The 13816-nt window shown below is 42.4% G+C and carries 11 protein-coding genes; 8 read left to right on the forward strand and 3 right to left on the reverse strand.

All coding sequences use genetic code 11. The features are described from left to right. Window positions 1–264: 264 nt before the first annotated feature. Complete coding sequence (gene purD, locus DBR11_RS08350) at window positions 265–1536, reverse strand: phosphoribosylamine--glycine ligase (protein ID WP_108551514.1); 1272 nt, start codon at window positions 1534–1536, stop codon at window positions 265–267. A 207-nt stretch (window positions 1537–1743) separates the two neighbouring features. Between purD and secA the strand changes: the two genes are divergently transcribed. The 8 genes from secA (at window position 1744) to DBR11_RS08390 (ending at window position 12813) form a co-directional block, all read left to right on the forward strand. Further along, window positions 1744–5049: a preprotein translocase subunit SecA gene (gene secA, locus DBR11_RS08355; protein ID WP_108551516.1), complete on the forward strand. Its 3306-nt coding sequence runs from the start codon at window positions 1744–1746 to the stop codon at window positions 5047–5049. 139 nt (window positions 5050–5188) lie between these two features. After that, window positions 5189–5629 (forward strand): SPOR domain-containing protein, encoded by a 441-nt coding sequence (locus tag DBR11_RS08360; RefSeq protein WP_108551518.1) that lies wholly within the window; start codon window positions 5189–5191, stop codon window positions 5627–5629. Beyond that, the gene (locus DBR11_RS08365) at window positions 5622–6806 is read left to right on the forward strand and encodes a M20 family metallopeptidase (protein WP_108551554.1); all 1185 of its coding nucleotides are present in this window, start codon (window positions 5622–5624) and stop codon (window positions 6804–6806) included. Before DBR11_RS08360 ends, DBR11_RS08365 begins: the two co-directional genes overlap by 8 nt. A 29-nt stretch (window positions 6807–6835) precedes the next feature. After that, window positions 6836–7768: a hypothetical protein gene (locus tag DBR11_RS08370; RefSeq protein ID WP_108551520.1), complete on the forward strand. Its 933-nt coding sequence runs from the start codon at window positions 6836–6838 to the stop codon at window positions 7766–7768. Between the two features lie 66 nt (window positions 7769–7834). Beyond that, on the forward strand, window positions 7835–9406 hold the full coding sequence (locus tag DBR11_RS08375; RefSeq protein WP_108551522.1) for a serine hydrolase: 1572 nt from the start codon (window positions 7835–7837) through the stop codon (window positions 9404–9406). 29 nt (window positions 9407–9435) lie between these two features. Then, entirely contained in the window at window positions 9436–11394 is a 1959-nt protein-coding gene (gene dnaG, locus DBR11_RS08380) for a DNA primase (RefSeq protein ID WP_108551524.1), read from the forward strand. Beyond that, window positions 11394–11756: a YraN family protein gene (locus DBR11_RS08385; RefSeq protein ID WP_108551526.1), complete on the forward strand. Its 363-nt coding sequence runs from the start codon at window positions 11394–11396 to the stop codon at window positions 11754–11756. Before dnaG ends, DBR11_RS08385 begins: the two co-directional genes overlap by 1 nt. A gap of 34 nt (window positions 11757–11790) precedes the next feature. Then, window positions 11791–12813: a glutaminyl-peptide cyclotransferase gene (locus tag DBR11_RS08390; RefSeq protein WP_233260689.1), complete on the forward strand. Its 1023-nt coding sequence runs from the start codon at window positions 11791–11793 to the stop codon at window positions 12811–12813. A gap of 50 nt (window positions 12814–12863) precedes the next feature. Here the strand turns inward: DBR11_RS08390 and DBR11_RS08395 are convergent, their stop codons facing one another. After that, the gene (locus tag DBR11_RS08395; protein ID WP_108551530.1) at window positions 12864–13394 is read right to left on the reverse strand and encodes a DUF4251 domain-containing protein; all 531 of its coding nucleotides are present in this window, start codon (window positions 13392–13394) and stop codon (window positions 12864–12866) included. A gap of 120 nt (window positions 13395–13514) precedes the next feature. Beyond that, the coding region (locus DBR11_RS08400; protein ID WP_199233797.1) for a DUF4292 domain-containing protein at window positions 13515–13816 on the reverse strand (302 nt) is incomplete at its 5' end.

The following is a 13816-nucleotide window of genomic DNA, read 5'->3' on the forward strand; positions in this document are numbered from 1 at the left end:
AAGACACAATTATTTGCACCCTGTCCGGTCACCGCCCTCCCTCTGCAATTTGCTGCGGAAAATTTTCGTACGCTGCGGAAAGACCTCAGAGATCTGCGGGCCTCTTCGGCCCGCCTGATATCGTTAGTCTTGAAGCAGCTGTACAGAATTTTCTGAACAATTCACCTTCTCCACACCTGTTGTATTCCTGGTAAAACCTGGATTGACTTTAAAAAACAAAACCCGCTGTTTTGGCAGCAGGCTTCGCTTAGAATTTTTGTGTAATTACATCAGATCAAAACCGATATCTTCCCGGAAATATTTGCCATCAAAATAGATGCGCGCTGCATCCGCTGTTGCAGATTGCAAGGCTTCAAACTGGCTGTCTTGTAAGCTGGTTACGGCCAGTACACGGCCGCCGTTACTTTTAATGATGCCTCCCTCAGAAAGGGTTCCTGCATGAAAAACAGTCGATTGTCTGACATTATCCAATCCGCTGATGCTTTTGCCTTTTTCGTAGGTTCCGGGATATCCACCGGCAACGATCATTACGGTTGCTGCATTTTTAGGACTGATGCGGATTTTTACATCCTTTAATTTTCTTTGAGCTGTGGCCTGGAACAGTTCTACCAGGTCGTTTTCAATACGTGGCATAACGCTTTCCGTTTCCGGATCCCCCATTCTGCAGTTGTATTCAATAATCATTGGTTTATCACCCACTTTGAACAAACCAAAGAAAATGAAACCAGTATAGTCTATCTTGTCTTTCTTTAAACCATTAATGGTTGGAATGATGATGGTCTTTTCTACTTCAGCCAGGAATTTATCGTCAGCAAAGGGAACAGGAGAAACAGAACCCATGCCGCCGGTATTTAAACCAGTGTCGCCCTGACCAATGCGCTTGTAGTCTTTTGCCTCTGGTAAAACAACATAATTTTCTCCATCTGTCAAAACAAATACAGAAAGTTCGATACCCGTTAAAAACTCTTCTATAACTACAGTTGTTCCGGCATCGCCGAATTTACCACTCAGCATCAGTTTAAGTTCTTCCTGAGCTTCGGCCAGATTGTCTATAATCAAAACCCCTTTACCTGCGGCCAATCCGTCAGCTTTTAAAACAACAGGAAAGCTGTGTGTTTCCAGATAAGTAAGCCCTTCTGCTAAATTCTTGTTTGTGAAAGACCTGGATCCGGGAGTTGGGATGCCATGACGTGCCATGAACTGTTTGGAGAAATCTTTACTCCCTTCCAGTATGGCGCCCTCTTTCTTTGGGCCAATTACCGGAATAGAAGCCAGCTGGGCATCTGCAAGAAAGAAATCGTGAATCCCGTTAACCAGAGGTTCTTCAGGGCCCACCACAACCATATCAATATTTTCTTTCAGTACGAGGTCTTTAACGGCCTGGAAGTTGTTTGGATTGATGTTTACATTTTTTCCATAAGCAGAAGTTCCACCGTTACCCGGAGCAATAAATAATTGAGGGTTTAATGAGGATTGACTCATCTTCCAGGCTAATGCACTTTCCCTGCCGCCAGAACCTAATAATAAGATATTCATCTTGACTGTGGTTTGTTTTTAATTGTTAGAAGGAACTCCTGAGCGTCGTTCGCAGGGCAAAGATAAAATAAAACGTCAGTGCGGGAGCAAAGTACAGGATATTTTGTAATTTTAGCGCCCGACAACTGCCAATCTGACTTATAGTTTGCTGTGGCTTGGTTGTTGTAATTTGATGATTTTAAAATAAATAAACACAAGCATAAAGAGATGTTAGGATTTTTAACCAAGGTATTTGGAAGCAAATCAGAAAGAGATATTAAAGCCATACAGCCAATCGTCATCAAGATCAATGAGGAATACGCTAAGCTTTCAGCATTATCTAATGATGAATTAAGGAATAAAACAGTCTATTTTAAAGATGTTATTGCCAAAGCATTAGCAGATATAGACGGTAAAATTGGCGGACTTAAAGCAGATGCAGAGCAATCTGAATTGTCGTTGGCTGAAAAAACGGCTTTGTATGATCAGATTGATGCGCTGATCAAAGACCGGGATAAAGAACTGGAAGTGGTATTGTCTGATATCCTTCCGCAGGCTTTTGCTGTAGTGAAGGAAACGTCCCGACGTTTCTCTGAGAACCAGTTCCTGGAAGTAACTGCAACCCAGTTTGACCGGGATTATGCGGCAAGAAAGAACAATGTAAAAATTGAAGGAGATAAAGCCGTATGGGCTAACCATTGGGATGCTGCCGGTAATGAGGTGGTATGGAATATGGTGCACTATGACGTACAGCTGATTGGTGGTATTGTATTACATAGTGGTAAGATTGCGGAGATGGCTACCGGTGAGGGTAAAACCCTGGTAAGTACACTTCCTGCTTATCTGAATGCATTGGCCGGACAAGGTGTACATATCGTTACAGTGAATGATTACCTTGCCCGTCGTGACTCGGAGTGGAATGGTCCTTTATTTGAATTCCATGGTTTAGCGGTAGATTGTATTGACAGACACGAACCAAACTCTCCCGAACGCAGAAAAGCTTATCTGGCAGATATTACTTATGGTACCAATAATGAGTTTGGTTTTGACTACCTGCGTGACAATATGTCGCAGGAACCAGGCCAGCTGGTACAGCGTAAGCTGCATTTTGCCATGGTGGATGAGGTCGATTCCGTTTTGATTGATGATGCCCGTACACCATTGATCATTTCAGGTCCAGTTCCTTTTGGAGATCAGCACGAGTTTCATGAATTGAAACCAAGGATTGAGCGTCTGGTTAATGCGCAAAAAGAATATGTAACCAAAGCTTTAAATGAAGCTAAAAAATTAATCAATGATGGTAAAGCCGGAACCGAAGAGGGTGAAGGTGGATTGGCGCTGTTAAGAGCACACCGTGGTTTGCCAAAAAATAAAGCACTGATCAAGTTTTTAAGTGAAGGTAGTGTAAAACAAACCTTGTTGAAAACGGAGAACCATTACATGGCAGATCAGTCTAAGAATATGCCTAAGGTAGACTCTGAGTTGTATTTCTATATTGACGAGAAAAACAACCAGGTAGAGCTTACTGAAAAAGGTATTGAACTGATCACTAAATCTGGTGAAGATCCTCATTTCTTTGTTTTGCCTGATGTGGGTACAGAGATCGCTGATATTGAGAAATCAACTTTGAGCAGTGAAGAAAAGATTGCCAGGAAAGATGAGCTGATGCGTGATTATTCGATCAAGGCAGAGCGTATCCACTCGGTAAATCAGTTGCTGAAAGCCTATACCTTATTTGAGATTGATGTAGAATACATTATTGATGAAGGTAAAATTAAAATTGTAGATGAGCAGACAGGCCGTATTATGGATGGCCGTCGTTATTCTGATGGTTTGCACCAGGCCATTGAGGCTAAAGAAAATGTAAAGGTAGAAGATGCTTCGCAAACTTATGCGACGGTGACTTTACAGAACTTTTTCCGGATGTACCACAAACTTTGTGGTATGACGGGTACAGCAACAACAGAGGCTGGTGAGTTCTGGTCTATCTATAAACTGGATGTGGTGGAAATTCCAACAAACCGGGTGATTTCCAGAAAAGATCATCAGGATTACGTATACCGCACCATTCGCGAAAAATATAATGCAGTAGCAGAAGAAATCGTTCAGCTGACCCAGGCCGGACGTCCGGTACTGGTAGGTACCACTTCAGTAGAGATCTCAGAGTTGCTGAGCCGTATGCTGAAACTGCGCGGTATCAAACACAATGTACTGAATGCAAAAATGCACCAGAAGGAAGCCGATATTGTTGCTGAAGCTGGTCAGGCCGGTCAGGTAACCATTGCCACCAACATGGCGGGTCGTGGTACAGATATCAAGCTTGGGCCTGGTGTTAAAGAAGCCGGAGGTCTGGCGATTGTAGGTACGGAGCGTCATGAGTCCCGTCGTGTAGACAGACAGTTGCGCGGTCGTGCCGGACGTCAGGGGGATCCGGGTTCTTCTCAGTTCTTTGTCTCTCTTGAAGACAACCTGATGCGTTTGTTTGGTTCTGAAAGGATCTCCAACATCATGGTGAAAATGGGTATTGAAGATGGAGAAGTGATCCAGCATTCTATGATCACCAAATCTATTGAACGTGCACAGAAAAAGGTGGAGGAAAACAACTTTGGTATTCGTAAGCGTTTGCTGGAATATGATGATGTGATGAACTCTCAGCGTTCTGTGATTTATGCCAAACGCAGAAATGCTTTGTTTGGAGAGCGTTTGGATGTAGACATGAACAATATGGTGTTCGATGTTGCTGAAGATATCGTTACAGAATATAAAGAAGAAGGAAATTACGAAGGGTTTAAGCTGGAAGTGATCAAAAACTTCTCTTTGGATACTTCAATTACAGAAGCGGATTTCAGTGCAAGGAATATCCATACCTTAACAGATAAATTGTTTGAAGAGGCTGCGGCCTTCTACGCCAGAAAATCGGAAGGCATGATCAATCAGGCCATGCCGGTGTTGCATCAGGTGTTTGAAGAACGTGGAGAACATATTGAGCAGATTGTGATTCCGTTTACTGATGGTTTGCGCAGCATCCAGGTTCCTGTGAACTTAAAAGCTGCCATTGACAACAATGGTCGCGAAGTAACAAAGGCTTTTGAGAAGACAATTGTTTTGGGCTTAATTGATGAGTCGTGGAAAGAGCATTTGCGTGAAATGGATGAGTTGAAGCAATCTGTACAGAATGCAGTATACGAACAAAAAGATCCATTGGTTATCTATAAAATGGAGGCTTTTAACCTGTTTAAAAACATGCTGAATGCGGTAAATAAAGAGGTGGTGAGTTTCTTATATAAAGGTGGTATTCCTGTACATCAGGAAGCAGAAGACCTTCGTGCCCCACAGGCACCAAGACCTGCACCCAGCCGTTTAAAAATGTCTAAACCTGAGTTTCAGCAAGGTGGTGGCGAGGCGGTAATGGAAGATACCAGGGAACAAGTACCTCAGCAACCCGTACGTAAAGAGGTTACAATTGGTAGAAATGAGCCTTGTCCTTGCGGAAGCGGCAAAAAATACAAGAATTGCCATGGTGCAGGATTGTAATTTGTAATAAACATATAGAATGCCGAGTTTTGTAAGAAATTCGGCATTCTTTTTTTATAGCCTTTTCATGAAACCTGTATAAGCCTGCACTAAAAAGGTATTGCCTATATAAGCTTCAGTACTGTGAAACCTAATTTAAATGAAAGTAGTTTATACCTGTTTGTTTTGTTTGTTATGTATTCCTGTATTTGCACAGAAGAAAGGTGAGGTCATTATTATTAAAGATCCGCTGATTGACAGCATGATTGAGAAAAGGCTGGAACTGAGTAAAAGAACAGCGCCTGCTACGATTAAAAGAACTGGACCTGTAGTGGCACAAATGGGATATAGAGTGCAGGTTTTTTACGGTTCAGACCGAAAAGAGACCTTCCAGCAGCAATCCAGGTTTAAAACCCTTTATCCTAAATTAAATACCTATATTACCTACAGGGAACCCAATTATTATCTGAGGGTGGGAGATTTCAGGACACGGCTGGAAGCGCAGCGTCTCATGAATGCGCTGCGACCTAATTTTCCAACGCTTTTCATTTTCAGAGAAAAAATTAATGCCCCTACTTTAGACTACAGCAATGATGATTAAAGATCAGATACAACAACAGGCTGCCCATATCTTTGATGAGGTGGTGACTTCGCGCAGACATTTACACGCCAATCCGGAACTCTCTTTTAAAGAATTTGAAACTTCTTTATTTGTACAGCATAAATTGAAATCCTGGGGCATTCCTTTTACAACTATGGCCAATACGGGGGTAGTTGGGCTGATCAAAGGAGATTTGCCTTCTGATCAGGTGATTGCGCTGCGTGCAGATATGGATGCATTGCCTATACATGAAGCGAATGACAAACCTTATGTTTCTAAAAATAAAGGCGTGATGCATGCCTGTGGTCATGATGTACATACCTCTTCTTTATTAGGGACGGCGTATATTCTGAGCCAGCTTAAAGCAGAATTTGCCGGTACCATTAAACTGATCTTCCAGCCGGGAGAAGAACTGCTGCCCGGTGGAGCAAGCATTATGATTAAAGAAGGGGTGCTGGAAAACCCTAAGCCGGACCATATCATTGGACAGCATGTGATGCCTTTTATTGATGCGGGAAAAGTAGGCTTCCGTTCCGGAATTTATATGGCTTCTACAGACGAATTGTACGTTACGGTAACTGGAAAAGGCGGCCATGGGGCACAGCCTCACCAAAATATAGATCCGGTATTAATTGCTTCTCATATTATTGTTGCCCTGCAGCAAATTGTAAGCAGGAATGCAGATCCAAGGTTGCCTTCTGTGCTTTCTTTTGGAAAGGTGATTGCTAATGGGGCAACGAACATCATCCCAAATGAGGTGAAACTGGAGGGGACCTTCAGGACCCTGGATGAAGAATGGCGTCTGGAAGCCAAGCGTTTGATGAAAAAAATGGCGGAAGGAATTGCAGAGAGTATGGGTGGAAGTTGCGAATTTAAGATTATGAATGGTTATCCTTTCCTGGTCAATGAGCCCGTACTGACCGATAATGCGCGTACTTATGCAGAAGATTACCTGGGCAAGGATAATGTGCTGGACCTGGACATCTGGATGGCTGCGGAAGATTTTGCTTATTATTCACAGGTAACCGATGCTTGTTTTTACAGGTTGGGTACAGGTAATGCAGAAAAAGGAACTACGTATTCCGTACACCACCCTAATTTTGATGTAGATGAAGATGCACTAAAGGTTTCAACAGGTTTGATGGCTTATATCGCCTTAAAGCAATTGGGCAATTAATACTGTCCGGAGGCGTTGAATAGGCAGGGATGAAGAGGTTACTTTTAATCAGCATAGGACTGATGGCAATGGTTAAGGCCAGGGGTCAGGAGATCAAAAGGTTTAACCCGGATACGATACAGACCATCCAGCTGGATTCTACGGTCAATATTACGGCCAGAAGGCTCAGTGTGCAAACTTTCATTGATGCAGTGACTACTGATACCAGTTTCTACAGGGCTTTCCGGGAGATGAAAAAATATGGGTTCATTGCCGAGAACCGCATCTATACTTATGATAAGAAGAATAAGGTGAATGGCAGGATCTACAGGAAGATCAGGCACAATATTTCTGCTCCCCGGCTGGAATACCTGGTGAAACAGGATACAGGAAGGGTGTATAAGAAGAACGGAAAGTATCAGTTGTATACGGTGGAGATGTTTGACTATATCTTTATGAATGCTTATCAGTCTGAATTTTCGGATGCCTCTTTTGGAGGGAAGGCTGAAGGCTCCAATGCAAGCTATAAGGATAAGCTGAAGACCTTGATCTTTTCGCCGGGCAGACCGGTTAAAGGGCTTCCGTTTATTGGAAGCAAAACAGAAATCTTTACGCCAAATATGCGGCAGTATTATGATTATACTTTCTATAGTGGAACTTACCTGGATTCTATTCCGGTATACCGGTTTAAGGTTTCCATTAAACCTGACCTGAGCAGCTGGACAAAAGACGGCTTGATGATCAAAGAACTGACCACCATTTTCGACAAGCGGAATTTTGAGATTCTGGGGCGGTATGTGGATATGAAATACAGCAATATGCTATTTGATTTTAATGTGCAGATGAATATTGAGATGAGTTATTTTAATGAGGTTAAACTGCCCTCTAAGATCTCTTACCAGGGCAATTGGAATGTTCCGTTAAAGAAAGAAGAACGGGCAAGCGTATTGGTGGTTCAAAAAGATTACCATACGGGGAAATAGCATCTTAAACAATAAAATCTTTAACTTTATGCAGTGTTTTTTCTGACCTTCCGTATCGTCTGTTCTATGAATAAAATTAAAACGATTTTCTTTTTTCTATTTGTTATTCTGGCTGTTTCAGGCCCTGTGCGTGCCCAGCTTTCGGAAAACCAAATGGACAGTCTTGTAAAAAAGACGCTTGTGACCTTTAATGTTCCCGGAATTTCTCTGGTGGTGGTGAAGGATGGAAAGGTAGTTCATATGAAAGGTTATGGGCTGCGGTCCTTGCAAACCAAAGCACCTGTTGATGTACATACGTTTTTCGGTATAGCTTCTAATAGTAAGGCCTTTACAGCTGCGGGTCTGGGTATTTTGGTGGATGAGGGAAAGTTAAACTGGGATGATAAAGTGGTGGACCTGATTCCTGGATTTAAGTTGTATAATTCTTATGTTACACAGGAATTCACAATAAGGGATCTGCTGACCCATAGGAGTGGACTTGGTTTGGGTGCTGGTGATCTGATGATCTTTCCGGATTCCAATCGGGTAACAAAAAGTGAGTTGATCCATAATTTGCGATACCTGAAGCCTGTATCTGCCTTCAGGACTAAGTTTGATTACGATAATCTATTGTATATTGTTGCGGGAGAGGTGTTGGCAAAGGTTTCCGGGATGAGTTGGGAGGAATTTATTGAAAATAGGATCATGAGGCCATTAGGCATGGATCAGAGTGCGGCTTCTTATCCGCGTTTGAAGGATAAAGTAAATTCTATTGATGCACATGCTCCTGTGGACGGAGCGCTCAAGGTGATCAGTAAAGGTTTTCCGGAGATTTCTAATGCGGCAGGAGGTATATGGACCAATGCTGATGAATTGAGTAAGTGGGTCATCATGCAGATGAACGGTGGGAAATATGGCGAAAGTCTGGCTAAAAAGTTATTCAGTCCGGAAGTACACGAAGAAATGTGGTCTCCACAAACTATTATGCCCGGAGGTGGTCTTTATAGGAACCATTTCAGAAGTTATGGCTTGGGTTGGTTCCTGGGTGATGAAAATGGTTACCTGGAGGTAGAACATACAGGAGGATTAAGTGGAATTGTTTCTCAGGTCACTTTGATCCCGGAAATGAAACTCGGAATCATTGTTCTGACCAACCAGGAGTCCGGTTATGCATTTACTTCTATTACCAATTCCATTAAGGATAGTTATTTTGGAATTAAGGGAAAGGACCGGATTAAGGCCTATAAAGAATTGGAAAAACAGCATGAAGCAGAGGGTAAAAAAGTAACTGAAGCTGTATGGGATGCCATTAAACTGCAACAAAAGAAGAGCGTGGAAAAGCCGGATTTAAGTCGGTATGAAGGGCTTTTTAGGGATTCCTGGTTTGGTGAGGTGCAGATTCAGCAACGAGAAGGGAAACTCTGGTTCCAGTCGTTAAACTCTCCTAAATTGGAAGGGGAGATGTTGTTTTATAAGGGAAACACCTTTGTGGTGAAATGGGCGCAAAGAAGCATGAATGCAGATGCATTTGCGATTTTTTCATTAGATAAAGAGGGTAAAGCTACAGGTATGAAGATGGAGGCGATTTCTCCACTTACTGATTTTAGTTATGATTTCCAGGATCTGGATTTCACTAAGAAAGGTCAGAACAAGATTTAAATGAATGACTGAAATAAACGGATTGATAAATGATTAACCAGGCTACGATAGATAAGATCATGGACACCGCTCGTATTGAGGAGGTGGTTGGTGATTTTGTGGCCTTGAAAAAGCGGGGTACGAGTTTAATTGGCAATTGTCCTTTTCACAATGAGAAAACGCCTTCTTTTAATGTTTCTGTAACCAAGGGAATTTATAAATGCTTTGGCTGCGGTAAGGGAGGGGATTCGGTCCATTTTATTATGGACCATGAGAAGTATTCTTATCCGGAGGCTTTAAAATACCTGGCTCAGAAATATAATATAGAGGTTGAAGAAACCGTACAATCTCCGCAAAATCTGGAAGCACAGAATGCAAGGGAGACTTTATATGTGGTTTCGCAGTTTGCAGCCGGCTTCTTTGCCAATGAACTTTGGACAGGGGCAGATGGAAGAGCCATTGGTTTAAGTTATTTTAAGGAGCGGGGCTTCAGGGAAGACATCATTAAGAAGTTTGAACTGGGTTATTCTCCTGATGTATGGGACGCGCTGACACTTAAGGCGGTAAACAGCGGGCACAAAGAAGAGTACCTGGAGCGTGTGGGTCTATCGATCCGTAACGATAAAGGGAAGCTCTATGACAGATTTAGGGGGCGGGTGATGTTCCCTATTCACAACTTTACCGGCCGGATTATTGGTTTTGGTGGACGGACTTTAAAGACAGATAAAAAGGTTCCTAAATATGTCAACTCGCCGGAGAGCGATATTTACCACAAATCCAATGTGCTCTATGGTCTTTTTCATGCTAAAAAGGCCATCCGGGATACGGACAATTGCTACCTGGTAGAAGGATATGCAGATGTATTGTCTGTGCATCAGGCTGGTGTGGAGAATGTAGTGGCTTCTTCGGGAACCTCTTTAACCACAGAGCAGATCAGATTGATCAGTCGTTTCACGCAAAATGTGACCATTTTATATGATGGAGATGCAGCGGGTATAAAAGCTTCCCTGAGGGGATTGGACATGATCCTGGAGGAGGGCCTGAATGTAAAAGTGGTCAACTTCCCCGATGGACATGATCCGGATTCTTATATGCACCATGTAGGCTCGGGTGCTTTTAAGGAATATATTGAAAATAACCGCAAGGATTTTATCCTGTATAAGGCCAATACACTGCTTAAAGAAGCTGGAAATGATCCTATTAAAAGAGCGGGCATTATCCGGGATATTGTTGAAAGTATTGCCAAGATCCCGGATGACATCAAGGCTTCTGTTTTTATTCGTGAATGCAGCCACTTGCTCCAGGTAGAGGAAAGAATTTTACTTTCCGAGCTGAACAAAATTCGGGCGGCAAAGTTCAAAAAATCCACGCCTTCAAATCCATCGCCTTCTGCTTCACCTTATGAGGATGGTCCTCCGGACAATCTATTTGAAGATGGTGCACCGGGAGTTCCTGCAGAGCCGATAGAAAGCAGAAATGAAAGCGACATCCTGCAAGAGCAGGAAATTGTGCGGCTGCTGCTGACCTTTGGTCATGAGTTGGTGAGCTGGGACAATATTGACAACATGTACATTGGTTCTTTTATCATGCAGAATCTATCTGACGTTACTTTTGAAGATGGTGTATGTGAGAAGATCATTGCGCACTATAAGGAAGAAATCGAGAATGGACATTTGCCTGTAGCCAGTCAGTTTATTAAAAACCCAGACAGGGAGATCGTTAACCTGGCCATTACTTTATCTACTTCACCCTATAGCCTAAGTGAGAACTGGTACAATAAGCACCAGATCTATGTGAGGGATGAGACGGTGAATTTAAAGGCGACAATTCTGAGTGGGATCTTTCACCTGAAAAAAAGAAAGGTGGACCGTATTTTGTTAAACCTGCTGCAGGAGATCAAAAATGAACAGGATGCGGTGAATCAGGAAATTCTGATGCAGCGTTATTCTTTTATTAAAGGAGTAGAAAGGGAGATTTCTAAGTTCCTGGGTTCTGTAATTTTGAAATAATGGCGAAACATATCGACCTTGGAAAATATGGTGAAGAGCTGGCGAGGAATTATCTGGAAAATAAAGGTTACAGGATTTTAGAGAAGAACTGGGTGTATGGCAGGGCAGAAATAGATTTGATTGCTTTCTGGGAAGGGCAGATCATTTTTGTCGAAGTAAAGACCAGGCGTTCTGCCGAGCATGGGGAGCCGGAAGATTTTGTGGACTGGAAAAAAGAAAAACAGCTGGAATTTGCTTCCTTGGAATATATAGAGCGGAAAAACCATCAGGGGGAGATTCGTTTCGACATCATTGCAATTGTGTTTGAAAATAAAGAACTTTATACGATAAATCATATAGAAGATGCATTTTGGCCAACATAGGATAAAAAAAAATCTGCTCGCTTTTTGCGTGGCAATGGGTGTTACCTTTACTTTCGCTTGTAAACAGGATAAAGGGGGAGCCAGTATTGGCTTTAAGTCTCCTGAACAGGGCAAGGCTGTGGCGCAGGGAGAAGATGTCAAGATTGAACTGGACGTCCCGCCAGGAACACAGGTTACTGCAGCAACCTATTTGGTTGATGGCAAGGTACTGGGATCGAAAAATAATGCTGAGGCATTTACTTTACATACGAAAGAATTGCCTCTGGGTTACAGGTTGGTTTCTGCGGTGGTAGAGCATTCAGGGAGTAAAGATACTTTGACGGTGAATATGGAACTGCGATCGGCAGTAACGCCTGCTGAGTTTGGTTATAAGGTAGTGAATACTTTTCCGCATGATACAACTTCTTATACACAGGGACTGGAATACCATGATGGTAAATTCCTGGAAAGTACCGGTGAATATGGTTTTTCTACGTTGAGGTGGGTAGACCTGCAATCTGGCAAGGCTTTGCAGAAGATCAATCTGGATAAAAAATATTTTGGGGAAGGATCTTCCCTGGTTGGTGATAAAGTGATCCTGCTGACCTGGCAGGAAAATACCGGTTTTGTTTATGATGCGAAGACTTTTAAGCAAACAGGCACCTTTATGTACCAGAACAGTCGCGAAGGCTGGGGGCTGACTTTCGACGGGCGCAGGCTTTTGAAATCGGATGGAACCAATAAGATCTGGTTCTTAAACAAAGATACCTATCAGGAAGAAGGGTTTATTGAGGTTTATGACAATAAAGGACAAGTAGACCAATTGAACGAACTGGAGTATATTGACGGTAAGTTGTATGCCAACATCTATCAGACAGATAAAATTGCTATAATTAACCCATTAACGGGTGTTGTAGAGCGTTATATTGATCTGACAGGTATTCTTTCGGCTAAAGATAGATTTTCGAATACAGACGTTCTAAATGGTATTGCCTGGGATGCTAAAGGAAAGAGACTCTTTGTGACGGGAAAGAAATTTGATAAACTGTTCCAGATTACCTTGGTGCCGAAGAAATAATATGTCGTCCCGGCTTTTGCAGGGACAACATATTAGGTTTTTGCCAAAGCCTATTTTTTTGGTTTTTTAGGCTCGCTGATATACCCGTAGAAAGAAATGGGCTGTCTGTTGTTGTTGGTCACATCTAGTGTCGCATAACCGCTCTCCGATACGTTAAGAATCAATTTTTGACTGTCTTTGACGTCTTTAGGGACAATGGTAATTGTCCAGCCGCCTTTTTTCTTTTTTGTATTGGTATAGGTAAAGTCTTTAGACTTAAATTTTATTCCGGCATCGTCGGGGTTCATGGTTGCGGTATATGCTCGGCCATAATAAGGTAAATAAGCCACTATACTATCTTTTTTAATGGTCAGATCATATTGAGATCCGCTTAAATTGATATTACCTGCACCGCCAGGATTGTTCATCCTGTTGAGTACCCGGCTGACATCCATATTGGCCATAGGCATTGCGCTGGTGGCTTGAAAAACGAAGTCCTGGTCTTGTACCACCCGTTGAGTGGTTGCTTTATCTGTCTGCGCAAAAACCGGTAAGGTCAATGCGATGAGCAAAATGCTTAGTGTATTTTGAATTCTTTTCATGTTGATAAAGATTATACTATGAATATAGACATTTTTTTGCACGGATAGTTTAAAATACAGAGGGATATGTACACAAAAAAGGCGCCTTTTGGGCGCCCTTTTTCATAGAATATTGTTCGGTTAATTGAAATCTGCAGCTTTCAGATCTGTGTTGAGTTTGACGTCTTTTATCGTGATCACAAATTCCTGACTGCCTTGAGGGCTTTGTACAGATTGGACCATTTTAAATGGAAGTAACACATTGTCTACTTTGCGATAGTCGCTGTATTCTATAGACTGGTTAATTTCTGCTCCGTTTGCTTTCCTTGTTTTTTCTTCTTTTACAAGGTATCCTGTGGCTACATCATAGTATTCAGTAGTAGCTTGACCAGAGGGAGAAGTTACGATCAGCTTATAGGCATCGGCTTGTCCAACTTTGGCGG

It is taken from the genome of Pedobacter sp. HMWF019, from assembly GCF_003061025.1.
Taxonomy (GTDB): Bacteria; Bacteroidota; Bacteroidia; order Sphingobacteriales; family Sphingobacteriaceae; genus Pedobacter.